Here is a 24,103-nt window from a genome sequence, read left to right on the forward strand (position 1 = left end):
TCAGGAGGTGCCGGACGGCCGCGGCGCCGCCTTGGATTTCCTGGTCTCAGACCAGGCTCTCGCGCGGGTCGCACGGGAGCGGGGTGAAGGGCAGGAGTTCGTCGCGGCCCGGCTGGACGACGCCGTACGTGCTCTCCGGCATCTCGTGCCAGGCGTCCGGCAGGTCCCCCAGGGGCTCGGAGACGATCAGCCGGGTCGACGGCGAGACGTCGTGCAGCCACCACAGGTCGGGGTGGAGTTCCTCCAGGGACTTCACGCGGCTGCTGTAGAACAGCGAGCGCGAACGGCCCTCGCTGGAGTAGCGGAACGCCCACAGCCGGTGGCCGTCGGTCGTGGCCACGGTCATCTGCATCGGGAACTCCACCCCGTGCCTGTGGCCGACCTCCTCGACGAGCCCCACCATGCGCGCGACGGCGGCCGGCGCCTCCTGGTCCAGGCCCAGGCTGAGGGCGAGCAGGAACATCACCTCGGAGTCGGTGGACCCCTCCAGCCGGGAGAACAGCGCGGGGTCGATCGCGAGCGACAGGTCGCGGCGCAGCCGGTGGAAGTCGGTGATCGCGCCGTTGTGCATCCACAGCCAGCGGCCCACCCGGAAGGGATGGCAGTTGGTCTGCTGGATCGCGGTGCCCGTGGAGGCCCGTACGTGGGCGAAGAAGGTCGGCGAGGTGACGTGGTGCGCGATCTCCCGCAGGTTGCGGTTGTTCCAGGCCGGGCCGGTGTCGCGGATGATCCCCGGGGTCTCCAGCCCGGGGGAGTACCAGCCGATGCCGAAGCCGTCGCCGTTGGTCGTCTCGACACCCATGCGGGAGTGCAGGCTCTGGTCGATCAGAGAGTGCTGGGGCTTGTACAGAATGTTGTCGAGCAGCATCGGCGTGCCCGTGTAGGCCAGCCACCGGCACATCGGCACCACCCTCTTCCCCGGGTGTCCCCTCTTTCCCTCTCCTACCTCTTTACCCCTCCGCGGGCCCCTCCGCAGGCCGAGGGCCCGCGGCGGTTCATCCGGCGACGGCGCAGTCCTCGTCCTTGGTCCCGGTGATCGTGCACAGCGCCACGTCCCACTCCGCCTCGTCCCCTTCCTTCCGGCCGCCCATGAGGACGGTCGCCGTCGCGCGTGTGACGGTGTCGAAGCACGCCGGGTTCTGCGTGACCGCGGTGGACAGGATGCGGATACGGCCCTGCTCGAAGCCGTACCACGGGTTGTAGTCCGATCCGGACGCCTCGTTCTCCCGGCGCTGCGCCGTGCGCACCTGCGCGGTGAGCTTCGTGAACGCCTGCCGCGCGTCGGCGCAGGACGCCGCTCGTTCCTCGGCGGCGCTGTCCTCCGACGCCCCCAGGACCCAGCCGCCCGCGACCAGCGCGACCGCCGCGCCCCCCACCGCACCGCCGAGCAGCACGTTCTGTGTTCTCCCCATGCCGCGGATGGTATGTCAGGGGTCCGGATCCACCCGAGGGGGAGCCCCTGGGGCCGCTCGGTCCGTAGGCTCCGCCACATGCTGTTTCGTCAACTGGAGTACCTGGTCGCGCTCGCCCGCGAACGGCACTTCGCACGCGCCGCGGAGGCCTGCTACGTCTCCCAGCCCTCGCTGTCCGCGGCCATACGGAAACTGGAGCACGAACTCGGGGTGCCGATCGTGATGCGCGGACGCCGCTTCGAGGGCCTGACCCCCGAGGGCGAACGGGTGCTGGCCTGGGGGCACCGCATCCTGGCGGAGCGGGACGCGCTGCGGCAGGAACTGTCGGAGATGCGCGGCGGGTTGAGCGGCACGCTGCGGATGGGCGCGATCCCCACCGCGCTGACCTCCGCGTCGCTGCTGACCACGCCCTTCTGCGCCCGGCACCCGCGGGCGCGGGTGAGCCTGGAGTCGCTGTCCTCGGGGGACATCACACGCCGGCTGGCCGACTTCGAACTCGACGTGGCGATGACGTACCTGGACGACGACACGCTCGTCCACGTCCGCAAGTTCCCGCTGTACGAGGAGCGTTACGTGCTGCTGACGCCCGCGGACGGCGCCGGCGCCGTCCTCGGCCCGGAGCCGGCGGAGAAGGTGAGCTGGGCGCAGGTCGCGGCGCTGCCGCTGTGCCTGCTGGCGCCGCGGATGCGCAACCGGCGGATCATCGACGGGTGTTTCGCCGCCGAGGGGGTGTCGGCGGATCCGGCGGTGGAGTCCGACACGGTGGCCGGCCTGTACGCGCACCTCGCGGGCGGCCGCTGGTCGAGCGTCATCTCGCACGCGTGGCTGCACATGTTCGGGGTGCCCGAGGGCATGCGGGTGCTGCCGCTGCGGGGTCCGGCGCGGGGGCCGCGGGTGGGGCTGGTCGTCGCGGACCACGAGCCGGGGTCCGTGCTCGGCGGGGCGCTGCTGGAGGTGGCGCGTGAGGCGGGGGTGCGGGACGCGCTGGACGAACTGCTCCGCAGCCACCTGCGACGGCCGTGACCGCCGGTGATAGGAGCCGGCTATCCCGGCATAGCCACAATCGCTTTGACCTGCGGAATCTCGGGCGAGGATCGTGAAAGGCACCTTCCGGCAACGGTATTGAGGAGCCGCGATCATGGCCAAGGTGCTCTGCGTCCTGTACGACGACCCGACCGACGGATACCCGACCACGTACGCCCGCGACGACCTGCCGCGCATCGACCACTACCCCGGCGGCCAGACCACGCCCACCCCGCAGGACACCGACTTCACCCCCGGCCATCTGCTCGGCAGCGTCACCGGTGAGCTCGGCCTGCGCCGCTTCCTGGAGAGCCGCGGCCACACGCTGGTGGTCACCTCCGACAAGGACGGCGACGGGTCGGTCTTCGACCGCGAGCTGCCGGACGCCGACGTCGTGATCTCGCAGCCCTTCTGGCCCGCGTACCTCACCCCCGAGCGCATCGCCGCCGCCAAGAACCTCAAGCTGGCGGTCACCGCGGGCATCGGCTCGGACCACGTCGACCTGGACGCGGCGATCGCGCACGGGGTGACCGTCGCCGAGGTGACCTACTGCAACAGCATCAGCGTCGCCGAGCACGTGGTGATGATGACGCTGTCCCTGGTCCGCAACTACCTGCCCTCCTACAAGGTGGTGCTGGACGGCGGCTGGAACATCGCGGACTGCGTGGCCCGCAGCTACGACCTGGAGGGCATGCACGTCGGCACGGTCGCCGCCGGCCGGATCGGGCTCGCGGTGCTGCGCCGGCTGGCGCCCTTCGACGTGAAGCTGCACTACACCGACCGGCACCGGCTCCCCGAGGAGACCGAGCGCGAGCTCGGCCTGACCTGGCACGCGGACACGGCCTCGATGGTGCCGCACTGCGACGTCGTCACCATCAACGCGCCGCTGCACCCGGAGACCGAGGGCCTGTTCGGGGACAAGCTGCTCGGCACCATGAAGCGCGGCGCGTACCTGATCAACACCGCGCGGGCCCGGATCGCCGACCGCGACGCCATCGACCGGGCGCTGCGCAGCGGCCAGCTGGCCGGCTATGCGGGCGACGTCTGGTACCCGCAGCCCGCCCCGGCCGACCACCCCTGGCGGACCATGCCGCACCACGGCATGACCCCGCACATCTCGGGTTCCTCGCTGTCGGCGCAGGCCCGGTACGCCGCCGGCACCCGGGAGATCCTGGAGTCCTGGTTCGACGGCAAGCCGATCCGCGACGAGTACCTGATCGTCGACGGCGGTGCGCTGGCCGGGACCGGCGCGCACTCGTACTCGACGAACGCCTCGGCGGGCAGCGCCTCCTGACAGGGGCCGGCCCGGGCCCGTCAGACCGTGTCGATGTGCACGTTGGTGGACTTCACGCGGGCGGTGGCCTCCATGCCGACCTCCAGGCCGAGTTCCTCCACGGCCTCGCGGGTGAGCAGGGAGACCAGCCGGTGCGGGCCGGCCTGGATCTCCACCTGGGCCGCGACGTCTCCCAGCTTCACGGCGATGACGATGCCGGGGAAGGCGTTGCGGACCGAGGTGTGCCCCACCTCGTCCTCACCGCCTCCCCCGGTGCGGGCGAGTTCCACCGAGAACGCGGCGAGGTCGCGGCCGTCGATGAGCCGGCGGCCGCCCTCGTCGCGGTGCGTGGCGACCCGCCCGGCGTCGGCCCACCGGCGCGCGGTGTCGGGGCTGACGCCGAGCAGCCGGGCTGCCTGGCCGATGGTGTAAGAGGGCATGTCGTCGGATTCCTCTCGCCTCGGCCCGACGATATCCCGCCCTCCGCCCGGGGGCGCGGCGCCGCCGCCGGTGCCTCCGGCGCGTACCGCGGGGTGGATGCCTGCCCGAGCCCGCCGGGGTCGGCGGGCTCGGCGAGCTGCCCGCGGGTCTGGCGGCGCGGTGCGGCCGGGTCTCGCGTGTCGGGCCGTGTCACACCGCTGCCGGTGCCTCCGGTGCGCACCGCGGGGTGGACGCCCGGCACGGGCCGGGCGGCGGGCTCCGCGAGGAACTGCCTGGCGCGGCCCGATCTCGCGGCGCCGCCGCCCGTGCCCCCGGGGCCGTGTCACACCGCAGTGCGTGAGGCGCGTACCGCGGGGTAGACGCTTGCGGCGGCGCCGACGATGACCGCGCCGAGTACGCCCGCGGCGAGCGCGAGCGGCGGGAGGACCGGGGGCCATCGCCCCCAGAGCGCGTAGCCAGCGGTTGCCGCCGGGCCGAGCACGGTGCCGGTCAGGCCGCCGAGGACGGACAGGGCGACGGACTCCGCGAGGAACTGCCCGCGGATCTGGCGGCGGTTGGCGCCCAGGGCCCGGCACAGCCGGATCTCGCGGTGTCGGGCCGGCACGGCACAGTGCCTCCGGCGCGTACCGCGGGGTGGACGCCCGGCACGGGCCGGGCGCCCGGCTCCGCGAGGAGCTGTTTGGCGCGGCCCGATCTCGCGGCGCCGCCGCCCGTGCCCCGGGGGCCGTGTCACACCGCCGCCAGTGCCTCCGGCGCGTATCGCGGGGTGGATGCCCGGCACGGGCCGGGCGGCGGGCTCCGCGAGGAACTGCCCGGCGCAGCCCGATTTCGCGGTGTCGGGCCGTGTCACACCGCTGCCAGTGCCTCCGTCGGGGGGAGCCGTGAGGCGCGTACCGCGGGGTAGACGCCGGCGGCGGCGCCGACGACGACCGCGCCGAGTACGCCCGCGGCGAGCGCGAGCGGTGGCAGGACCGGGGGCCAGGACCGGGAGAGCGCGTAGCCGGCGGTCGCCGCCGCGCCGAGCACGGTGCCGGTCAGGCCGCCCAGGACGGACAGGGCGACGGACTCCGCGAGGAACTGCCCGCGGATCTGGCGGCGGTTGGCGCCCAGGGCCCGGCGCAGCCCGATCTCGCGGCGCCGCTCCAGTACCGAGACCACCATGGTGTTGGCCACGCCGATCCCGCCGACCAGCAGGGCGACCCCGGCCAGGCCCAGGAAGAGGGCCGAGAAGGTGTGTTGGGTGGCGCGCTTGGCGGCCAGCGCGTCCGAGGGGCGGCTGACCTGCACCAGGCCGGGCAGTTCGGGGTTGACGGTGGCGGGCAGCACGTCGCGCACCGCCTCGATCCGTGACTCGACCGCCTTCACGTAGATCACCGTCGGGTGGCCGTCGAAGCCGAGGGTGTCGCGGGCGGCGTCCCAGCCGACCAGGACGGCGGTGTCCAGTTCGGGGGTGAGCGGCATCGACCGGAGCACGCCGATGACGGTGAACGCGTGGCCGTCGACGGACACCAGCGGCTCGCTGCCCGGGACGATCCGGTCGAAGCCCAGCCGGGACGCGGCGCGGTGGCCCAGGACGGCGGTCGGGAAGTGCTCGGTCGCGGGGCTGAGGAACCGGCCGGACCCCATGCTGCCGCCGATCGTGCCGAGCAGATTGGTCCTCGCGGCGAGCACGGTCATGCCGATCGAGTCGTTCGGGTCGGCCAGATCGGAACGCCGCACCGTGGCATGGGTGTTGGCGACGGCGCTCGCGCTGGTGACGGGGCCGATGCGGGCGGCCATCGCGTCGGCCGCCTCGGGGAGCAGCGCCTGCGGCCCGCTGCCCGAGGGCGGCGGCTGTGCGCGCAGCATGTTGGTGCCCAGCGCGGACAGTTCGTTCATCAGCGCCCGCTGGCTGGAGGCGGGGATGCCGGTGACGACGACGAGCGTGGCGATGCCGATGGCGATGCCCAGCGCGGACAGCGCGGCGCGGGTCCTGCGGGTGCGCAGGCCCAGCAGGCCCAGCCGCAGGACGTCCAGGGGGGCGAGCCTGATGCGCTGGTTCATGCGGGGCTCCCGGCGGGGGTGCGGGTGGTGTCGGAGGACACGCGGCCGTCGCGCAGTTCGACCCGGCGCGGCAGCCGGGCGGCGACATCCCGGTCGTGGGTGATGACCGCGATGGTGGTGCCCTCCTGGTTGAGCGCGGTCAGCAGGTCCAGCACGGCCTGCCCGTTGGCGCTGTCCAGGGCCCCGGTCGGCTCGTCCGCGAGGACCAGCGCGGGTTCGTTGACGAGGGCGCGGGCGATGGCGACCCGCTGCCGTTCGCCGCCGGACAGCTGGTGCGGCAGATGGCGGGTGCGGTGCGCCAGGCCCACCCGGGCCAGTGCCTCCTCGGCGCGCGGGCGCCGCAGCCGGCGCGGGACGCCCGCGTACAGCAGGCCGGTGGCGACGTTCTCCGCCGCGTCGAGGCCGTCGGTGAGGTGGAAGTGCTGGAAGACGAAGCCGAGCAGCCGGGCGCGCAGCGCGGACAGCCGCCCGTCGTCCAGCCCGGAGACGGCGTGCCCGGCGATCTCGACGGTGCCGGAGCTCGGCCGGTCGAGGGTGCCCATGATGTGCAGCAGGGTGGACTTGCCGGACCCGGACGGGCCGAGGATGGCGAGCAGTTCGCCCTTCCCGACGGTGAGCGACACCCGGTCCAGGGCCGTGACGCCGCCGGGGTAGGTCTTGGTCACCTCGTGCACGACGAGGACGGGCGTGGCGGGGGGCCGGCTCATGAGGCGGTCACCACGGTCATGCCCTCCGTCACGCCCGGTCCGCTGATCTCGACCGCGCCGTCGGAGAACATCCCGGTCCGCACCGCGACGAGCGCTCCCCCGGGCCGCTGCACCGCGTACCCGCCCTCGCGGAGCGCGACGAGCGCGGTGACGGGCACGGTGAGGACGCCCTTGCGTTCGGTGCCGGTGAACACGACCTGCACGGAGGCCGAGTCCAGCGCCTGCACGTCCGCGGCCCGCCGCGGCACGACGGTGACGGCGACCGTGGGCGGCCCGGCCTGCGTCTGCTCCTCCTCGGAGGAGCCGCCCTGGACGGCGCGGGCGACCACGGTGACCGTGGCCGGGATCTCCCGGTTGTCGGGCAGGAGGACGGTGACGGCCTGGCCGGTGCGGATGGCGCCCACGTCGGTGGCATCCACGGTGACCGACACGGACTTGCCCGTCGCGCTGTACGTCAGCAGGTCCCCCTCCGCGGGGTCGCCGAGGACGGCGGTGACCGTGTTGACCCGTACCGGCCCCGGCAGGACCACGGCGCGGCCGAGGGGGAGGGTGCCGGTCGCCTGCCGGCCGGTGTCGCGCTGCCACCGCTTGAGCGCGGCGCTGAGGGCGGGGGTGAACTCGTCCCCGCCGGTCGCGCCGCCCGCCGTGGCCGCGTCGCGGGACGACCACCCGGTGTCCCCGGTGTCGTACCCCAGGGCCCTGAGGTTGTCGGCCAGCACGGTCACGTCACGGCCGTGCAGGCCGGGCTTGTCCAGTGCGCGGAAGAACGGGGTGTCGCCGAAGAAGGCCGTGACGGGCTGGTCGTCGACCCAGTACAGGGGCTTGCCGCGGGCGGCCCGCGTACCGGGGGACGGCAGCTTGGTGACCGTGCCCGCGCCCTTGCCGCGCAGGGGCAGGGGGCGGCCGTAGCCGAGGGTGCCGGGCATCGTGCGCCGGGTCGACAGGTCGGTCCTGGCCACCTTGGCCGTGTGGACGCGGACCGGGTCCTCGGGCGCGGCCTGGTGGTTGCCGGCCCGTGCGTTCCAGGCGACGGTGCCCGCGCCGGCCGTGCCGGCGGTCAGCAGGACGGCCAGGGTCACCGTGAGTCGGCGCCGCCGCCGGGCGGGCAGGCGGTGCTCAGCTGTTCTTGCCACCGAAGGCCTCCACCTTGCAGCTCAACTCGATCTCTTCCTGCTTCCGCGCGCTCATGGCGGTGCCGTGCGCGCCGTTCTCGTCGTACGTCCAGCCGCCCGCGACGGGATGGATCCTCAGCCCGGCGCGTGCGGCGCAGCGGAAGAAGGCGCGGGAGTCCTCGGCGTAGTGCGGGTTGGTCTCCGGCTGCGTCTCGGGCGGCTGTTCGGGGAGCTTTCCCGCGCAGGCCCTCTCCGCGGCCCTGGCGGTGGGGCTGGTGTCGTTCTGGTCGACGGAGTAGGGGCCGCGGCCGAGGACCATCCGGTGCCCGTGCTCCTTGAGGCACTTCCCGTAGCCGTCCCAGTAGACCTGGGTCTCGGCGTCGGTCATGTCGAGGCGGAGCTGCGGGCGGCCCGTGCCGGGGTTGCCGGGCCGGGCGGTGGCCGAAGGGGAGGGTGCTTCGGCAGGGGCGGCCGGAGTCCGCAGGGAGGCGACGTCGTCCCGGCCGGCGGTGTCGCCGGCCGGTGCGGGGGAGCCTGCGCAGCCGGTGAGCAGCAGCGCGGCGGCGAGGACGGCGGCGGCCCCCAGGGAGCGTGACGTGCGGTGCTCAGCCATTCCCGCCGCCGAACGACTTCACCTTGCAGCTCAGGTCGAGGTCGGCCATCTTCTCGTCGCTCAGGGTGTTCTGGCCCTTGAAGGTCCAGCCGGTGTTGCCGGGGAGCGCCTCGACGTGCAGGCCGCCGTCGTTGAGGCAGGCGACGTAGTCGCGGTAGTCCTCGTCGAAGTGCGGGTTGGTCTCCCGCTCGGTCTCGGGCGGCTGGAGGGGCATCCGCCCCGCGCAGGCCTTCTCCGCGGCCTTGGCGGTGGGGCTGTTGTCGTTCTGGTCGACGGAGTAGGGGCCGCGCTGGAGGATCATCTTGTGCCCGTGCTCCTTGAGGCACTTCCAGTAGCCCTCCCAGTAGACCTGGGTCTCGGCGTCGGTCATGTCGAGGCGGAGCTGCGGGCGGCCGTTGCCGTTCGCGGCCGGGGAGGGGGCGTCGGCCGAGGGAGCGGCGGCCGACGACGAGGAGGGCGCTTCGGCGGCGGGGGCGGACGGGCCCGAGGGGGTCTGCAAAGAGGCGACGTCGTCGTGGCCGGCGGTGTCGCCGGCCGGTGCGGAGGAGCCTCCGCAGCCGGTGAGCAGCAGCGCGGCGGCCAGGACGGCGGCGGCTCCCAGGGGCCGGGGGATACGTGAGCGGGTCATGCCGCCCCATCGTGGGCGGCGAATGTGGGGAACCTGTCAGGAAGCGTTCGCGGTCCCTTGGTCCCGTCCCGGAAGCGCCCGCGACCAGGGAAACGCGTCATTTGTCATACCTATACTCCCGGCATGAGCGCACGCATCCTGGTCGCCGAGGACGACACCAAGCAGGCCCAGCTGGTCCGCCTCTACCTGGAGCACGAGGGCCACACGGTCACCGTCGTCCACGACGGCCGCGCCGCGCTGGAGGAACTGCGCCGCGACCCGCCCGACCTGCTCGTCCTGGACGTGATGATGCCCAAGGTCGACGGCCTCGACGTCTGCCGCATCCTGCGCCGCGAGTCCGACCTGCCGGTGCTCATGCTGACCGCCCGCTGCACCGAGGACGACCTGCTGCTCGGCCTGGACCTGGGCGCCGACGACTACATGGCCAAGCCCTACAGCCCGCGTGAGCTGGTCGCCCGGGTAAGGACCCTGCTGCGGCGGGCCCGCCCCGCGCCGGCCGCCGCCCCCCGCCCCGACCCCGTGCTGACCGTGGGCGGCCTCGCCGTCGACCCGGTGCGCCACGAGGTGAGCTGCGAGGGCGAGCCGGTCGACTGCACGCCGGGGGAGTTCCGGCTGCTGGAGACGCTCGCCGAGCAGCCGGGCCGGGTCTTCACCCGCGAGCAGATTCTCGCCCAACTGCACGGCACCGGCCGCTACTTCACCGTACGCACGGTGGACACGCACGTGATGAACCTGCGCCGCAAGATCGAGCCGGACCCCGCCCGCCCGATACGCCTGCTCACCGTCTACGGCGTGGGCTACAAGCTCGCGGGGGACGTGTGAGGCGGCCGGGCCGGCGCGGCAGCCTGGTCCTGCGGCTGCTCGTGCTGTCCGTGCTGATATCCGTCTGCTCGATCGGCGCGACCGCCTGGCTGGCCGTCCGCACCACCGCGCGGGCGATCCACCAGGAGCAGGGCCAGGTCTTCGCCGACGACGCGCGGATCTACGACACCCTGCTGGGACTCGCGGCGCGGCAGGACGACTGGCGCGGGGCGCAGCAACTGGTCGACCGGCTGGCCCGCGAGACCGGGCACCGCATCGCCCTCACCGACCAGGACCGCCGCCCGTTCGCGGACTCCGCCGCCCCGGCCCCCTCCGCCGGTGCGTCCGGCAGCCGTTCCGTGCCGCTGCCGGAGCGGGCGTCGGCGACCGTGGACCCGCTCGCGGTCGACTCCGTCTTCGTGCCCGGCGCGGGCGACTCCGACCGCATCGACCCGCGCGCGGTCGGCCCGTTCCGGCTGCCGCCCGGCGAACGCGACCACCTGAGGGAACTGGCCCAGCGGGAGGCGGCCTGCCTGCACGACCTCCTCGGTATCGACTCCACCGTCACCACCGCGCCCAGCGGGCGGCCGCGGCTGCAGACCTACCTCGTCCAGCCGCCCACCGGCTCCCGCTGCGAGGCGGCCGCTCTGGACGAGCCCACCGCCACCGAGGCCCGTGCGCTCGCCCGGCTCAACACCCTGGCCGACACCTGCCTCGCCCGCCGCGACGCCCCGCCCCTGCAACTGGCCCTCGACCTGACCTGGACGACCACCGGGTCCCGGAGCCCGGCGGCCCGGCGCACGCAGGCGCAGTGCCTGGCCACCGCCCGCCGCGAGCAGCTGACCCCGTACGTCGCGCCGCCCGCGCTGCTCTTCGTCGGCGCCCCCGACCCGGAGGCCGCCGTCCCCTCCTCCCCCTTCGACCTGTCCGCGCCCAACCGGGTGCGCATCGCGGGCGTCGTCGGGGGTGTCCTGCTGCTCACGGTCGCGGTCACCGTCGTGCTGGGCCTGCGCCTCGTGCGGCCGCTGCGGGCGCTGACCGGGGCGGCCCGGCGGTTCAAGGACGGTGACGTCTCGGTGCGGGTGGCGGTCACCGGCCGCGACGAGATCAGCCGGCTCGCGGAGGTCTTCAACGAGATGTCCCGGCGGCGGGCCGAACTGGAGCGGCTGCGCACCGCCATGGTCGGCGACGTCGCCCATGAGCTGCGGACCCCGCTCAGCACCATCCGCGGCTGGCTGGAGGCCGCCGAGGACGGCATCGTCCCGGCCGACGGGCCGCTGATCTCCTCACTGCTGGAGGAGGCGCTGCTGCTCCAGCACGTCGTGGACGACCTCCAGGACCTCGCCGCCGCGGACGCCGGTGAACTGCGGCTCCACAAGGGCCCGGTGGATCTCGCCGACCTGCTGCGCCAGGTCGCCACCGCGCACCGCGGCCGCGCCGACAAGGCCGGGGTGGTCCTCGCCGTGGACGCCGCCGACGGCCTCGGCGACCTGCACGCCGACCCGGTGCGGCTGCGTCAGGCGGTCGGCAACCTGGTCTCCAACGCCGTCCGCCACACCCCGCCCGGCGGCAGCGTCACCCTGCGCGGCCGGCGCGACGGGGACACCGTGCTCGTCGCGGTCGCCGACACCGGCACCGGCATCGGCCCCGAGGACCTGCCGCACGTCTTCGACCGGTTCTGGCGCGCCGAGAAGTCCCGCAGCCGCAGCACCGGTGGCAGCGGCCTCGGCCTCGCCATCGTCCGCAACCTCGCGCACGCCCACGGCGGCACGGTCACTGCCGGGAGCACCCTCGGCGCCGGCTCGGTCTTCACCCTGCGGCTGCCGGTCAGTGGGGGAACGTCCGGGGCGGACGCTGACGGGGAAGCCCGTCGCGGAACTCCTCGATGACCGAGCTGATCTGCCGGGTGAGCTGCGTTCCCTCCAGCCGGTCCAGGTAGAGGTTGCGGCGGGCCAGGCCGACGGCGTCCACGCAGAAGTACAGCGCCATCAGCGGATTGACGAACAACTCGCTGTTCCTGGTGCGCTCGGTGAACCGGACGTTCCCGAACTCGCCCCGCACGGCGGCCGCCACCGAGCCGTTGACGATGCTCGGGTGGTCGGGCGTCGCGGCCTGCGCGTGCGCGACCGCGTCCAGGTAGAGCGCGCCCTCCCGGCTGTCGCGCGGCAGGGAGAAGGCGCCGAGGTAGGCGCCGTCCCGTTCGAGGGCGGCCAGGTTCTCCAGCACCAGGGCGTGGTTGACGCCGTGGTACGCGTCCACGCCGAAACCCAGGCACAGCACGAGGCGTTCGGCCACGCCGGTCAGCCCGTCGACGGCGGCGAGGCTCGCCATGTCCTCCTCGGGGGTGCCGAGGCCGTTCTCGTCGCCGCGCATCAGGATGTCGGTGCCGCCGTCGGCCAGCACGATCGCGTCGACCCCGCCCACGTGCTCGATCAGCGCCCGGTAGGCCGCGCGCAGCGGCTCCACGCCCGCCCGCTCCAGCGCGTAGACCGTGGACGGCATCCTGTGCAGCTCCAGCCAGCGCGCCAGGGTGCGTTCCGGGAAGTACGTGCCGCGCGCCGCGGTGTCCGGGCGGACCGCGGCCACTCCGGGCTCCACCCACACGTCCGTGTCCAGGCCGTACAGGTCCGCGAACGACAGGTTGGCCAGCACCACCTCCTTGCCGGCCGCGCGCAGCGCCAGGGCCGGCGCGAGTCCCGCGTACACGTCGAATCCGCCGCCCGCCCCGGCCACGAGCACCCGCCGGGCGTCCCGCAGCCGGGTGAAGAGGGCCGGCTCGTCAAGGGAGAACACCGGGGGACGGTAACAGCTCCTCCGGAGCGGCCGCCCGGGGGAAACGTTGGGCCGTTCGGGGGAAAACCGCGGCGGGTTGCGGACGGCTGCCCCGGAGCGGGCGGCGGACCGCCGGACGGGACGGGACAAGCGGTGTATAACCGCCGTGTCGGAGTCGTACGACAAGGGCCCGGCGGGACCGAGGGGCCGAGGGATTCGGGGAACGGTGAACAGGATCGCCCAAGTGGGAGCCGTCGTCGCGGGAGCCCTCGGTGTGCTGGGCACCGCGCCCGGGGAGGCCGCCGCCCAGGGGGTGCACCCCGAACCGTCGCTGCTGCACGCGGTGGCGGGCGCGGACGTCGGCACGGTGCTCCAGGCCGGACCCGCCGTGGTCTGCGGGCCGCTGATCGGCTTCACCTACCACGGTCCTGTGACCTGCGTGAACGGGCCGGTCCGCAGCGGCAACAGCCGCAACAGCGGGAATTTCGTCAACCGCGGCAACCCCAACAACAGCGGCAACCTGTCCAGCTCCAACGGCTCCACCGGCTCCAACAACGAGGTCAACGGCGACGCCGTGGACAGTTCCAACTCCACCCAGGTCATCCGGGGGCACGGCGGCCGCAGCCGCTAGCCGCCCGTCCGCCCCGCCGTCCGCGGCGCCGGGTGGTCGGGTACGGGGGTCCGTCGGACAATGGTGGCGCATGTGCTGATTCCGCCCACGGGGGGCGTGAGGATCGAGAGGTCTGCGATGACACAAGCCGTGCGATACGCCCTGGTGACCGCCGGCGCCGGGACCCTGCTGCTGTGCGGCACAGCCCCCGCGCTCGCCGCTCCCGCCGACATCCGCGCCCGCTGCACACCCGACGCGCGGTTCTGCGCGAACGGTCCGGTCAACAGCGGAAATCTGCACAACAGCCAGAACGTCACGATCAACGGGACCACGAACAACAGCGGCAACCCCAACAACGTCATCGGCTCACCGAACAGCGCCAACACGTACGAGGGCCCGGGCAACAACAGCTGGAACAACGTCCAGCAGATCACCCGGGCCCTCGTCGGCTGAGTTCCGCGAAGGCCGCGCTACGGCGCGGTCTTCGCCCCGTACGTGCTCAGGAAGCGGTTGCGGAAGGTGTCCATGCGCCACACCGGCGCGTCCGGATGCGGCTGGAGCCCGTCCTGCCAGCCCCAGCCCGACATGCGGTCGAGCACGTCCTTGTCGTGGGCGACGATGGCGATCGGCACGTCGTGGCTGGCGTGCTGCCCGCTGACCATGGGGGTGGGCTGGTGGTCGCCGAGGAAGACGAGCACGGTGTTGTCGTTGCCGTACCTCTCCACCCATGACACCAGGCTGTTGACCGAGTACTCGATCGACCGTGCGTACTCCTGGCGCACGGAGTGCGAGTTCTTCCACACGTCGTCGGGGTTCTTGCCCTCCTTGTTGATGGCGTTGAAGATCGAGCCGTCGCCGAGCTCGTTCCAGCCGACGGTCCGCGGGATCGGCGCCCAGGGACGGTGGCTGGAGACCAGGATGATCTCGCTCATCAGCGGCTTGTCGTACTTCTTGCCGTGCTCCAGCCGCTGGAACGCCTCCAGGCTGAACTGGTCCGGTACCGGCGACCAGCTGAAGTTGGGGCCCTTGTAGCCGAGGTGATCGGAGTCGTAGATGTTGTCCAGGCCGTAGAACTTCCCCTCCGGCCAGGACCGGATGACGCCCGGCATGATGCCGACCGTGCGCCAGGCGTCCGCGCGCTGGAAGGCGCCGGTGAGGGTGAGCCGGTCGCTGGAGGTGACGGTGCGGTAGCGCTGCTGGTTGTCGATCCACAGCCCCGACAGGAACGTCGAGTGCGCCAGCCAGCTCCCGCCGCCGAACGTCGGCGACGTGAGGAACGCGCTCCGTGAGGAGAAACCGGCCGCCTGGAGCCGGCGCGTCCCGTCCGCGAGCATCGCGTTCACCTGGGGCGCCATCTCGGGGGACTCGACCGCGCTGCGGCCGTAGCTCTCCACGAAGGCGAAGATGACGTCCTTTCCGCGCAGCCCGCTCAGCAACTGGTCCGGCGGAACGTCGGCGAACGGGTCGACGGCCGCCTCCTTCGCGAACTTCTGCCCGTCTTCCAGGCTCGCGCGCAACTGCTCGACGTGCGAGGCCGCCTGCTCGGCCGTGGTCTTCGCGGCCAGCGGATCGCCGGAGATCCGGACCCCGAATGCCGCCAGCGCGATCCACAGCGTCCCCAGCACGAGCGTGGTGCGGGTGGCCACGACGTTGTGGCGGGTGACGACGTTGCTCATCCGTACGACGGCCAGCGTCATCAGGACGAGCAGGACCAGGACCAGCAGTACGGCCCCGATGAGGGCGGCGACGGCGAGAGCCTGGCCCGAGGTCTCCTTCAGGTACTCCTCACCGTCGTTGACCAGGACCCAGTCCAGCACCGGGTCGAAGGGGCGGTTGAGCACCGAGTAGAAGCCCATGTCGAGGCACTTCAGGACGGTGAGCAGGCCGAGGACGGCGCCGCCCGCGAAGGCGGCGATCCGCCGCGGCCGCGGCGGGAGCAGCAGCACCAGCCCCGTGCCGATGAGGGCCTCTGCCGGGATCCGTACGAACTGCGTGACCGTCAGCTCGTTCAGCGCGTCCGGGAGCAGCACGGCACCCAGCACGAGTACGGCCGCCATCCCCGTCGTCGCCCGCGCCACGTTCCGCGCGGCGCGCGGATACCGGGCCCGCCGGCCGGCGGCGGTTTCGGTGGGCTCCGGGGCGGGCTCGTCGTGTTCGGCCGCCTGGGTGTCCTGCGCTTCGGCGGGGTCGGGCCCGGCGGGTTCGGGGGGCTCCGCGTCGGGCTGGTCCCGTTCGCCCCGGGCTTCGGGACCCGTACCGGGGTCGGGGTCCGCGGGGACGCCGGCTGTGTCCGCGGGCACGTCCTTGTCCGTGCCCGGCGTCTGTTGAGAGCGCGTGAAGAGCGACAACCCGAAGGTCCTTCCGTGCGAGGCCCCGCTGACGGCGTGGCGGGCCGGAGTGCTGGACCGCCGCTTCTACGGTGCTGTACGACCTCACGGGGCGCCAGGTTCAACGCCCCGGCGGGTTTTGCCTCCCCATTGCCACACGCGGCCCCATATGTCCGCGACGGCGGTCGGCCGGCCCGCCGGATACGTGTCCTGATCACCCCGCCGACGGCTCCTGGGCGTTCTCCGAGGTCGCGGTCGCGGTCGCGTTCGCCCGCGAGTCCCCGCCCTCCGCCACCGGCAGGCGCAGCACGAAGAGCGCGCCGCCCGACGGTGCCTCGCCCGCGGTGAGCGTGCCGCCGTGCCGGCGTGCCACGTCACGGGCGATGGCCAGACCCAGGCCCGCGCCGCCGTCGTCGCGGGCGCGCGCGTCGTCCAGCCGTACGAACCGCTCGAAGATCCGCTCCCGTTCGGCCGCCGGCACACCCGCACCGTCGTCCGCGACGGTGAGGACGATCCGCTCGTCCTGCCGCCGTACGGACACGGCGACCCGGGTGCGCGCGTGCCGCTGGGCGTTGTCCACGAGGTTGCCGATCACCCGGGCCAGCTGGCTCCGTGATCCGGTCACCTCGCAGCGTCCGCCGCCGCCGACCTCGACGGACACCGGGGTGCGGTCCGCGGGCCGGCGGCCCACCTCCTCGCGGAGCAGCGCCCCCAGGTCGACGCGCCCCTGCCCGGGACGCTCCCCCGCGTCGAGCCGGGCCAGCAGCAGCAGGTCGGCCGCGAGGTGCTGCAGCCGCTCGGTGTCCTTGACCGCGCCGGGCACGTCCAGCAACTGGGGATGCGCCGATCCCACTTCCAGCTGGGTGCGCAACGAGGCGATGGGGCTGCGCAGTTCGTGGGAGGCGTCGGCGACGAAGCGGCGCTGCCGGTCGACCGCCGCCTCCAGCGCGGTCAGCGTCTCGTTGGTGGTGCGCGCCAGGCGGGCGACCTCGTCGCGCGAGGCGGGTTCCGGCACACGCCGGGAGAGGTCCTCGGAGGTCGTGATCGCCGCCATCTCCCTGCGGATGCCCTCCACCGGGGCCAGCGCGCGCCGCGTCACCAGCCAGGTGACGCCGCCGACGACCAGCAGCACCAGCGGCAGTCCCGCCAGCATCGCCAGCCCGGTGCTGCGGACGGCGGTCTCGCGCGCGGCCAGTGAGGCGCCGGCGTGGACGAGAACCGTCCGGCCGCCGAGGTCCGTGGCCTCGACCGTGGCGAACCGGTAAGGGGCGCTGCGCCCGTCGATCACCGCCCGCCCGGAGCTCTCCCGGGCCTTGCCGTCGATGGTCCCGACGGCCGGGTCGCTCGCCCGGGGCGTCGCGCGGTCGTCCGTTTGGTGGTCGTCCGATCCGCTGTCGCCGCCCCGGCCCCGGCCTCTGCCGTGGCCGCCGCCGTGGTTGTCGGCGGGCTCGGCGTTCCGGCCGGCCACGGGGGTCGGTGACGGTGACGGGGACGGTGAAGCGGCGGGCCGCGACACCCGCACGGCGCTCACACCGGTGCCGCTGATGCTCTCCAGCCCCGGGCCGACCGCCAGCAACTGGTCGTGCTCGTCCGTCACCTGCACGGGCACACCCTCGGGCAGGCTCAGCCTCGCGCCGCCCCCGCGCCAGGTGGCGACCCCGAGAGCGACGCTGCGGGCGGTGTCGTTGGCCTGGTTCTGCGCCTGCTCCGTGAGGTTCGCGCGCAGCGACATCAGCACCGCGAGCCCCGCGGCCACCAGAACGACCGCCACCACGGCCGTCGCCCCCATCACCATCGTGGCCTGGACGGAACCGAACAGCCGCCGCCTCACGGCGCCACCATCCGGTAACCGGCGCCGCGCACCGTCAGGATGGCGTCCGCGCCGAGCTTGCGGCGCAGCGTGCTGACGTAGACCTCGACGATGTTCGGGTCGCCGTCATAGGCGAAGTCCCATACGTGCTCCAGGATCTCGGGCTTGCCGACCACCTGCCCGGCGCGTGTCGCGAGCTGTTCCAGCACGGCGAACTCCTTCGCGGTGAGGGTCACTTCCGTCTCGTCCCGGCACACCCGGCGGGCCGCCGTGTCGATCACGAGCCCCCCGGCGCGCAGCACCGGGGACGCGCCGGCGGAGCCGCGGCGGCGCAGCAGCGCCTTCACGCGCGCGACGAGCACGACGTACGAGAACGGCTTCGTCAGGTAGTCGTCGGCCCCGGTGTCCAGGCCCTCCGCCTCGTCGTACTCGCCGTCCTTGGCCGTCAGCATCAGGATCGGCACGTCGTGGCCCGCGGCGCGCAGGGCGGCGCAGACGCGGTAGCCGTTGAGGCCCGGCAGCATGATGTCGAGCACCACGAGGTCGTGGACGCCCTCGGCGGCGAGGCGGAGACCCTCGTCGCCGTCGTGGACGACGTCCACGGCGAACCCCTCGGCCCGCAGCCCCTTCGCCAGCGACAGCGCGAGCCGCTTCTCGTCCTCCACGATCAACAAGCGCATGAGCCAAGCCTCCCAAAGAGAACCTGAAGGACTCTTCAGGTGCCTTCAGGTCCCCTTCAGCCTCTCCCCGGCACATTGGCGGCACGGCACGAACAGGACACAGACTCGACACAGGCCGGCGCCGTCCGGCCGGGGAGGCTTCCGTCATGAAGCGCACCACCACCATCGCCACCGCCCTCGCGGCCGCCGTGCTCATCGGCGGCGGCAGTTACTCCGCGCTCGCCACCACGGGCGGCGGTCACCGGCACGGGACCGGCGCCGAGGACCGGCCCACGGTGACGGCGTCCGCGTCGGCCCCGTCGGCTTCCTCGGCCCCGGCGGCCCCGTCGACCTCATCGGCTCCGGTGTCCATGACGGCCGCGCAGGCCGCCGCCGCCGCGCGGAAGGCGTTCCCGGGCACCGTCACCGAGGTCGAGCCCGACCGCCACCACCCGGGTTCGTGGAAGGTGCACCTCGTCGGCGCCGACAACGTCCGCCGCGAAGTGCGCGTCGACCCCCGCACGGGCGCCGTCACCCTGGACCGGCGCGGCGGCGGCGACGACCGCCCCGGCGACGACCACGGCCGCGGCCGCGGCCGGGGCGGTCACGGCGGCGACGACCACTGACGGAGCGCCGGCCGGCTCGCCTCCGGAGGGGGCCGGGTGATGGGGTGGCGGCGGGCGCACCCGCCCGCCGCCTCCCCGCGCGACCCATGAAAGGCCTCCTCACCCATGACCTTCCGTGAGCTGCACTTCGCGGGCGAACTGCCCCTCCTCCTCCCCAACGCCTGGGACGTCGCCTCGGCCCTCGCCTTCGCCGAGGCGGGGTTCCCCGCGGTCGGCACGACCAGCTTCGGGGTCGGCGCCGCCGCGGGGCACGCCGACGGCGGCCGGGCCACGAAGGACGCGACCCTCGCGCTCGCCCGCGCCCTCGCTCCGCTGCCCGTCCACGTCACCGCGGACATCGAGGACGGCTACGCCGAGGACCCCGAGGAGGTCGCGGCCTGCGCCGCGGCCCTCGGGGCGCTCGGCGTCGCCGGCGTGAACATCGAGGACAGCACGGCCGGCCGGCTGATCGCGCCGGAGGACCACGCCCGCAAGATCCGCGCGGTGAAACGGCACGCCCCGGAACTGTTCGTCAACGCCCGTGTGGACACGTACTGGCTGGGCCAGGACGCCGGCCTCACCGGGACGCTGCGCCGGGCGGCGGCGTACGTCGAGGCGGGCGCGGACGGCGTCTTCGTGCCCGGCGCGACCGGCCCCGAGGAGCTGCGGCGGCTGGCCGCGGAGATCCCGGTGCCGGTCAACGTCCTGGTGGTGGCGGGGCTTTCCCTCGCCGACCTGGGCGCCCTGGGCATCCGCCGTGTCAGCACCGGTTCGTTGCCGTACCGGGCCGCGATCGACGCGGCGGTCGGAACGGCGACCGCCGTCCGTGACGGCGGCCCGGTCCCCGCGGCGACGCCGTACCCGCGGATGCAGCAGCGGCTCCGGCGGTACGAGGAATCCGCCCGCTGACGCGGCGGCTGGCCGCGGGGATCCCGGTGCCGGTCAACGTCCTGGTGGTGGCGGGGCTTTCCCTCGCCGACCTGGGGGCTCTGGGTATCCGCCGTGTCAGCACCGGTTCCCTGCCGTACCGCGCCGCGATCGACGCGGCGGTCGGCACGGCGACCGCCGTCCGCGACGGCGGCCCGCTCCCCGCGGCGACGCCGTACCCGCGGATGCAGCAACGGCTCCTGCGGTACGAGGAATCCGCCCGCTGACCGCGATGCGTGGGCCGGACGGGTGAAGCCGGGTCCGGGAGCGCAACCGGGGCTTCCCCGGCGGCAGTCGTGTACGGCAAGTCCGGTCGATTCCGTCCGGGATCCGAGGGGAAACACCATGAGCCTTCTCGACACTCCGCTGCGGTCGCACGACACCACCCCCGCCCTCTCCGCCGTCGACGCCCGCTGGGTCGACCTGCACGCCGCCCTCATCGCGGCGGGCGTCCCCCCGCTCCCGGGCGACAGTTCCGCCGTCCGCGCGCTCGCCCGGAGTCTCGACGACGCCACGGTCGGCGCCGTCGTCGCCTGGATCGACAGCGCCGCCGCCACGCGGCAGGGCGGCGTGCGGAGCTGCGGGTCCCGGTAGCCGGCTCCGCGGCGGCGGCCGCGTAGAGTCGCCGCCGTGGACGCGACGTTGCCCGGTTTCGACGTGGCCGCCGCCCTGCGCGGAGGCATCACCGGCCGGCAGCAGGCGTGGCGATTCGCCCGCGACTTCGCCGCCGCGTGGACGGACCGCCCGCTGCTGCCGGAGGACGGCGTCCCCGGCGCCGAACTGCACGCCGCGGAAAAGGAACTCGGCTTCCTGCTCCCGGCCGTCCTGCGCGAGGGATACGCGCTCTTCGGGAGACGCGCGGACCTCACGTGCGGACAGGACCCCCTGCTCCCGCCGGGTGGGCTGTTCGTCGACGACGGCGTGCTGATCTTCCGCGTCGAGAACCAGAGCTGCGCGTTCTGGGGCATCCCCCTCGGCCAGGTGGAGCGCGACGATCCCCCCGTGGTCGTGGACTCGGACGGCCGATGGCTCCCGTTCCTGGACCGGATGTCGCAGGCCTGGGTCGAACTCCTCCTCAGCGAGACGTTGTTCGTCCACGACTCCAGGTATGACGCGTGCGAGCTCCCGCCGGAGCTCCTCGCGGAGTTCCACGGCCGCTACGAGCGCGTCGACCTGCCCGACCACCCGATGTGGGTGGGCCCCGACGACTCGCCCCTGCGCTGGTACGCGGCCCCCGGGCTGCTGCTGCGCCGCGACGGCGTGCAGGACCACGCCTGGGTGCACGCCGGGGGCCGGACGGCCGCCGACCTCGACGCCGTCCGCGCCGCCCTGCCCGCCCGCTGGGTCGTGGGCTGACAACGGTGCGGCCCGCTCTGTGACGAGGGTGTTACCGGAACTGTGGCCTCCACCACGGCCGAGGCAGCACCCGCCCTGATGGGCTGGGCCGATGCGTACCCTTCGCCTCACCCCTCTGACCGTGCCCGCCGTGCTCGCGGGTGTCCTGGCCCTCGCGGCGTGCGGCACCGAGGGGGCCGGCGCCCCGCGGGCCGGGGGGCCGTCGTGCGGACCCGAGACGGCCGCCGCCGCCACCGGCGGGACGGACCCGGCCGGGGACGAGGGGACGGGCGACGTCGACATCGTCGACATCGTCGGCTCGGACGTGGCGTCGCCGGCCTGCGCCCCGGCGATCCGGATCACCAGCCACGAGCGGGAACCGTTCACCTACACCGTCACCCTCAGCTTCCTCTCCGACTCCGGGGCGGCGATGTTGAACACCGAGCAGACCGTTCCGGCCGTCGGTCCCGGTCAGACGGTGCGGCGGCCGGTGGACCTCGCCGCCGCGGAGGCCGCCGGGGCCGGCTCGGGACCGGGCGCCGGCACCCCCCGGCACGTCAAAGTCCTCAAGGTCCGGAGCGTCCCGGTGGACGAGGCGCCCGTGCCGTCCGGCGCCTGCCCGCCCTCGGGGGTGCGCCTCACCGCCGACCAGGGGGACGCGGCCATGGGGCTGCGCGTCGTGGGCCTCCACCTGGAGAACTGCTCGGCCGCGCCCTACCACCTCGACGGATATCCGCAGCTCCAGCTCTTCGACGCCGCTCACCGGCCCGTCACCGGCATCAAGATCCGCCACGGCAGCTCCGGTTCCGTCGGCGCGGAGTTCGACGCCCCGCCCCGGCCCCTGACCCTCCAGCCGGGCGAGACCGCCTCCTCCGGTCTGACCTGGCGCAACACCGTCACCGACGGCACGCCTGTCGACGCGCCCTACGTCCGGGTCCGCGCCAGGCCCGGCGCGGACCCCGTGATGGTGACGCCGGAGCTCGACCTCGGCACGACCGGGAAGCTCGGCGTGAGCGCCTGGCACAAGTCCGAGGCGGACACGGCACGTTGAGCACCGGGCCCGGCCGGGCCGTCAGGGGGTGTACAGCGACTGGAGCCGCACGACGGCGCCGTTCGCGTCGAAACTGAGGTCGAAGCCGAGCCCTTCACGGAAGGACGGCGACTCGGCCTTCAGCCGGTTGATGAATTCGGTCGCCGAGTAGGCATAGGGGAAGGAGTCGTCCCCCAGCGGGACGGACAGCAGGATGCGGCCGTCCCGGGCCAGCGGGACGGTGGCGTAGGTACCGTGGCCGGGGATGATCTCCCACGCCTCGATCGGCCCGGTGGCGGACTGCTTGCGGGCGGACCGCACGGCCAGGTAGGTGCGCCCGCCGCTCATCCAGGCGTCCTTGATCTGCACGAACTGCTTGGTGCCGGCCCAGCGCGCACCGGCCGGCGTCGCGGACGCCGCCGGGGAGACGGAGGCGGACGTCACCTGCGGCGCGGACGCCGCCGGGGAGGCGGGCGCGGACGACGGCGGGTGCGCCGGGCTCGACGCCGGGGCGGGGACCGCGGCCGGTACGGAGGCAGCCGTGCGCCCCTCGTCGCCGCCGCCCCCGCCGGAACAGGAACTGAGGGCAAGGCAGGCGAGGGCGGCCAGGGCGGCGGTCCGGCGGCGTGAGGTGAGCATCGTGCGGGGTCCCATCGGTCGGTGGGCGATCGGGCAGCAGTACACGGCCTCTACGCACCCGCCCGCCCCGGCGGTTACACCCCGAAGGTCACGACACCGTAAAGCCGTTCCGCCGGGCGGTCATGCCTCCGCCTCCCGCAGCGACTCGACCCGGCCCTCGCCGTCGTAGTCGATCTCGAACGTCCACCGCGGACCGCCGGCCAGCCGGCCGACGAGCTCGGACAGGCGCAGGTCCGCACGGTGTCCGCCGGAGAGCAGACGTGTCTCGACCAGGGTCGCGCCGGGCAGTGTCAGGGTGTGCACGACCCCCGTGGGCTCGGCGCCGCCCGGGGCGGCCCGCAGCTGCTGGACCGTGACGCGGACGAAGTCGCCCTGGGCCACCGCGCCGTAGACGCGGCCGAGTTCGCCGGCGTACTCCTCGTCCGGGGCCGGCGAGGGAGGGGTGAAGGGCGGGGCAACGGGTGCCGGGCCGGCCGTGGCGGGCTCGGGTCCGCGCGGGGACGCGGCGAGCGTCAGGCCGCCCGCGACCAGCGCGCACGCCAGCAGCGCGACGCCGCCCGCCGCGGCCGCCCGCCTGCGGCGCGTCCGCCGTTCGCCGCGGGCCCGCACCTGGTGCGCGGCGAGCGGCACGACGTGGCCCTGCCCGGATTCGGCCAGCCCGGCGAGGCGTCTGCCCAGTTCGGTCTCGTCAGCCACGTCTCGCCTCCGGCAGCCGGTCCGTCGCGGGATCCACGTCCGTGTGCTCCAGCAGGCGGGCGAGTGCCGCCCGCCCCCGGCTCAGGTGCGCCTTGACGGTGCCGACGGGCGACCCGGTCTCGGCCGCCACCTGTTCCACCGACAGGTCGCACAGGTGGTGCAGGACCACCGCCCGCCGCTGCGCCTCGGGAATCCGCCGCAGCGCCTCGACCAGCAGCACGTGGTGCGGCTCCGGGGGTGGCACCGCGGCCGGCGGACCCTGACGGCGGGCGAGCGCCAGCGCGCCCCGCATCCGCCGCCACCGGCTGACCGCGAGCCGCCACGCCACGGTCCGCACCCACGCCTCGGGCGCGCCGTCGAGGTCCAGCTCGGCCCGGCGCTCCCAGGCCCGGACGAAGGCCTCCTGCACGACGTCCTGTGCCTCCGCGAGGTCGCCCGTCATCGCGTACAGCTGCCCGATCAGACGGCCCACGCTCGCGCTGTAGAAGGCATCGAAGTCGGCCTCCTCCGCGCCGCGCCCCGGCGGGTTCTCGGGCAGTCGCATGCCTCGGCCCGCGCCCCTCCGCACGATCGACAAAGCGGCGCCCATTGTGCTGGCCGGGCCCGCCGGTATCAAGCGGCCCAGGACCGGCCACCGGCC

Annotated in this window: 28 protein-coding genes; 12 read left to right on the forward strand and 16 right to left on the reverse strand. The window is 74.2% G+C overall.

The annotated features are described in order from the left end of the window. Nucleotides 1-46: 46 nt before the first annotated feature. The gene (locus ABZ883_RS10950) at nt 47-901 is read right to left on the reverse strand and encodes a class II glutamine amidotransferase (protein WP_360904993.1); all 855 of its coding nucleotides are present in this window, start codon (nt 899-901) and stop codon (nt 47-49) included. A 94-nt stretch (nt 902-995) separates the two neighbouring features. Beyond that, the gene (locus tag ABZ883_RS10955) at nt 996-1,412 is read right to left on the reverse strand and encodes a hypothetical protein (protein WP_360904996.1); all 417 of its coding nucleotides are present in this window, start codon (nt 1,410-1,412) and stop codon (nt 996-998) included. Nucleotides 1,413-1,490: 78 nt separating this feature from the next. Here ABZ883_RS10955 and ABZ883_RS10960 point away from each other — a divergent pair, with 78 nt between their 5' ends. Together ABZ883_RS10960 and ABZ883_RS10965 are read left to right on the forward strand one after the other, a co-directional pair. Next, nucleotides 1,491-2,435 (forward strand): LysR family transcriptional regulator, encoded by a 945-nt coding sequence (locus tag ABZ883_RS10960; RefSeq protein ID WP_360904999.1) that lies wholly within the window; start codon nt 1,491-1,493, stop codon nt 2,433-2,435. Between the two features lie 115 nt (nt 2,436-2,550). Next, entirely contained in the window at nt 2,551-3,729 is a 1,179-nt protein-coding gene (locus ABZ883_RS10965) for an NAD-dependent formate dehydrogenase (protein WP_360905002.1), read from the forward strand. Nucleotides 3,730-3,749: 20 nt separating this feature from the next. Here the strand turns inward: ABZ883_RS10965 and ABZ883_RS10970 are convergent, their stop codons facing one another. The 7 genes from ABZ883_RS10970 to ABZ883_RS11000 form a co-directional block, all read right to left on the reverse strand. Beyond that, the gene (locus ABZ883_RS10970) at nt 3,750-4,148 is read right to left on the reverse strand and encodes a helix-turn-helix transcriptional regulator (protein WP_360905005.1); all 399 of its coding nucleotides are present in this window, start codon (nt 4,146-4,148) and stop codon (nt 3,750-3,752) included. Nucleotides 4,149-4,471: 323 nt separating this feature from the next. Beyond that, nucleotides 4,472-4,753, reverse strand: a complete 282-nt coding sequence (locus ABZ883_RS10975; protein WP_360905008.1) for an ABC transporter permease — start codon at nt 4,751-4,753, stop codon at nt 4,472-4,474. A 242-nt stretch (nt 4,754-4,995) separates the two neighbouring features. Beyond that, on the reverse strand, nt 4,996-6,192 hold the full coding sequence (locus tag ABZ883_RS10980; protein ID WP_360905011.1) for an ABC transporter permease: 1,197 nt from the start codon (nt 6,190-6,192) through the stop codon (nt 4,996-4,998). Continuing rightward, complete coding sequence (locus ABZ883_RS10985; protein WP_360905014.1) at nt 6,189-6,899, reverse strand: ABC transporter ATP-binding protein; 711 nt, start codon at nt 6,897-6,899, stop codon at nt 6,189-6,191. Before ABZ883_RS10985 ends, ABZ883_RS10980 begins: the two co-directional genes overlap by 4 nt. Beyond that, nucleotides 6,896-8,032 (reverse strand): hypothetical protein, encoded by a 1,137-nt coding sequence (locus ABZ883_RS10990; RefSeq protein WP_360905017.1) that lies wholly within the window; start codon nt 8,030-8,032, stop codon nt 6,896-6,898. Before ABZ883_RS10990 ends, ABZ883_RS10985 begins: the two co-directional genes overlap by 4 nt. After that, nucleotides 8,016-8,624, reverse strand: a complete 609-nt coding sequence (locus ABZ883_RS10995) for a hypothetical protein (RefSeq protein ID WP_360905020.1) — start codon at nt 8,622-8,624, stop codon at nt 8,016-8,018. The genes ABZ883_RS10990 and ABZ883_RS10995 overlap by 17 nt, the downstream gene beginning before the upstream one ends. After that, nucleotides 8,617-9,252 (reverse strand): hypothetical protein, encoded by a 636-nt coding sequence (locus tag ABZ883_RS11000; protein WP_360905023.1) that lies wholly within the window; start codon nt 9,250-9,252, stop codon nt 8,617-8,619. The genes ABZ883_RS10995 and ABZ883_RS11000 overlap by 8 nt, the downstream gene beginning before the upstream one ends. Nucleotides 9,253-9,375: 123 nt before the next feature. Between ABZ883_RS11000 and ABZ883_RS11005 the strand changes: the two genes are divergently transcribed. Together ABZ883_RS11005 and ABZ883_RS11010 are read left to right on the forward strand one after the other, a co-directional pair. Beyond that, nucleotides 9,376-10,074, forward strand: a complete 699-nt coding sequence (locus ABZ883_RS11005) for a response regulator transcription factor (protein WP_360905026.1) — start codon at nt 9,376-9,378, stop codon at nt 10,072-10,074. Further along, a complete protein-coding gene (locus ABZ883_RS11010; RefSeq protein ID WP_360905029.1) occupies nt 10,071-11,942 on the forward strand; it encodes an ATP-binding protein in 1,872 nt (623 codons plus the stop codon). Before ABZ883_RS11005 ends, ABZ883_RS11010 begins: the two co-directional genes overlap by 4 nt. Here ABZ883_RS11010 and ABZ883_RS11015 read toward each other — a convergent pair. Beyond that, nucleotides 11,881-12,846 (reverse strand): DUF1152 domain-containing protein, encoded by a 966-nt coding sequence (locus ABZ883_RS11015; protein WP_360905032.1) that lies wholly within the window; start codon nt 12,844-12,846, stop codon nt 11,881-11,883. The two genes, ABZ883_RS11010 and ABZ883_RS11015, sit on opposite strands and share 62 nt — an antisense overlap. 205 nt (nt 12,847-13,051) lie before the next feature. Between ABZ883_RS11015 and ABZ883_RS11020 the strand changes: the two genes are divergently transcribed. Next, nucleotides 13,052-13,456, forward strand: coding sequence for a hypothetical protein (locus ABZ883_RS11020; RefSeq protein ID WP_360905035.1), 405 nt, complete (start codon nt 13,052-13,054; stop codon nt 13,454-13,456). Nucleotides 13,457-13,573: 117 nt separating this feature from the next. Continuing rightward, complete coding sequence (locus ABZ883_RS11025; RefSeq protein ID WP_360905038.1) at nt 13,574-13,888, forward strand: hypothetical protein; 315 nt, start codon at nt 13,574-13,576, stop codon at nt 13,886-13,888. A 17-nt stretch (nt 13,889-13,905) separates the two neighbouring features. Here the strand turns inward: ABZ883_RS11025 and ABZ883_RS11030 are convergent, their stop codons facing one another. From ABZ883_RS11030 to ABZ883_RS11040, 3 genes are all read right to left on the reverse strand, one after another. After that, on the reverse strand, nt 13,906-15,735 hold the full coding sequence (locus ABZ883_RS11030) for a sulfatase (RefSeq protein ID WP_360905041.1): 1,830 nt from the start codon (nt 15,733-15,735) through the stop codon (nt 13,906-13,908). A 241-nt stretch (nt 15,736-15,976) separates the two neighbouring features. Continuing rightward, a complete protein-coding gene (locus tag ABZ883_RS11035; RefSeq protein WP_360905145.1) occupies nt 15,977-17,557 on the reverse strand; it encodes a HAMP domain-containing sensor histidine kinase in 1,581 nt (526 codons plus the stop codon). A 32-nt stretch (nt 17,558-17,589) separates the two neighbouring features. Next, the gene (locus ABZ883_RS11040; RefSeq protein ID WP_360905044.1) at nt 17,590-18,252 is read right to left on the reverse strand and encodes a response regulator transcription factor; all 663 of its coding nucleotides are present in this window, start codon (nt 18,250-18,252) and stop codon (nt 17,590-17,592) included. Between the two features lie 146 nt (nt 18,253-18,398). Here ABZ883_RS11040 and ABZ883_RS11045 point away from each other — a divergent pair, with 146 nt between their 5' ends. The 6 genes from ABZ883_RS11045 (at nt 18,399) to ABZ883_RS11070 (ending at nt 22,149) form a co-directional block, all read left to right on the forward strand. After that, complete coding sequence (locus ABZ883_RS11045) at nt 18,399-18,857, forward strand: PepSY domain-containing protein (RefSeq protein WP_360905047.1); 459 nt, start codon at nt 18,399-18,401, stop codon at nt 18,855-18,857. A 105-nt stretch (nt 18,858-18,962) separates the two neighbouring features. Continuing rightward, entirely contained in the window at nt 18,963-19,745 is a 783-nt protein-coding gene (locus tag ABZ883_RS11050; RefSeq protein WP_360905050.1) for an isocitrate lyase/phosphoenolpyruvate mutase family protein, read from the forward strand. Between the two features lie 20 nt (nt 19,746-19,765). Continuing rightward, nucleotides 19,766-19,990, forward strand: coding sequence for an isocitrate lyase/phosphoenolpyruvate mutase family protein (locus ABZ883_RS11055; protein ID WP_360905147.1), 225 nt, complete (start codon nt 19,766-19,768; stop codon nt 19,988-19,990). A 118-nt stretch (nt 19,991-20,108) separates the two neighbouring features. Beyond that, a complete protein-coding gene (locus ABZ883_RS11060; RefSeq protein ID WP_360905053.1) occupies nt 20,109-20,357 on the forward strand; it encodes a hypothetical protein in 249 nt (82 codons plus the stop codon). A gap of 36 nt (nt 20,358-20,393) precedes the next feature. Next, on the forward strand, nt 20,394-21,119 hold the full coding sequence (locus ABZ883_RS11065) for an SMI1/KNR4 family protein (protein ID WP_360905056.1): 726 nt from the start codon (nt 20,394-20,396) through the stop codon (nt 21,117-21,119). Between the two features lie 91 nt (nt 21,120-21,210). Continuing rightward, nucleotides 21,211-22,149 carry a DUF4232 domain-containing protein gene (locus tag ABZ883_RS11070; protein ID WP_360905059.1) on the forward strand — a complete coding sequence of 313 codons (939 nt, stop codon included), beginning with the start codon at nt 21,211-21,213 and terminating at the stop codon, nt 22,147-22,149. A 21-nt stretch (nt 22,150-22,170) separates the two neighbouring features. Here the strand turns inward: ABZ883_RS11070 and ABZ883_RS11075 are convergent, their stop codons facing one another. From ABZ883_RS11075 to ABZ883_RS11085, 3 genes are all read right to left on the reverse strand, one after another. Beyond that, nucleotides 22,171-22,767, reverse strand: a complete 597-nt coding sequence (locus ABZ883_RS11075; protein WP_360905061.1) for a hypothetical protein — start codon at nt 22,765-22,767, stop codon at nt 22,171-22,173. A 120-nt stretch (nt 22,768-22,887) separates the two neighbouring features. Continuing rightward, nucleotides 22,888-23,463 carry a hypothetical protein gene (locus tag ABZ883_RS11080; protein WP_360905064.1) on the reverse strand — a complete coding sequence of 192 codons (576 nt, stop codon included), beginning with the start codon at nt 23,461-23,463 and terminating at the stop codon, nt 22,888-22,890. Next, on the reverse strand, nt 23,456-24,007 hold the full coding sequence (locus ABZ883_RS11085; RefSeq protein ID WP_360905067.1) for a SigE family RNA polymerase sigma factor: 552 nt from the start codon (nt 24,005-24,007) through the stop codon (nt 23,456-23,458). The genes ABZ883_RS11080 and ABZ883_RS11085 overlap by 8 nt, the downstream gene beginning before the upstream one ends. Between the last annotated feature and the right edge of the window lie 96 nt (nt 24,008-24,103).

The sequence above is a fragment of the Streptomyces sp. NPDC046977 genome (genome assembly GCF_040644455.1).
In the GTDB taxonomy this organism is placed as follows: Bacteria; Actinomycetota; Actinomycetes; order Streptomycetales; family Streptomycetaceae; genus Actinacidiphila.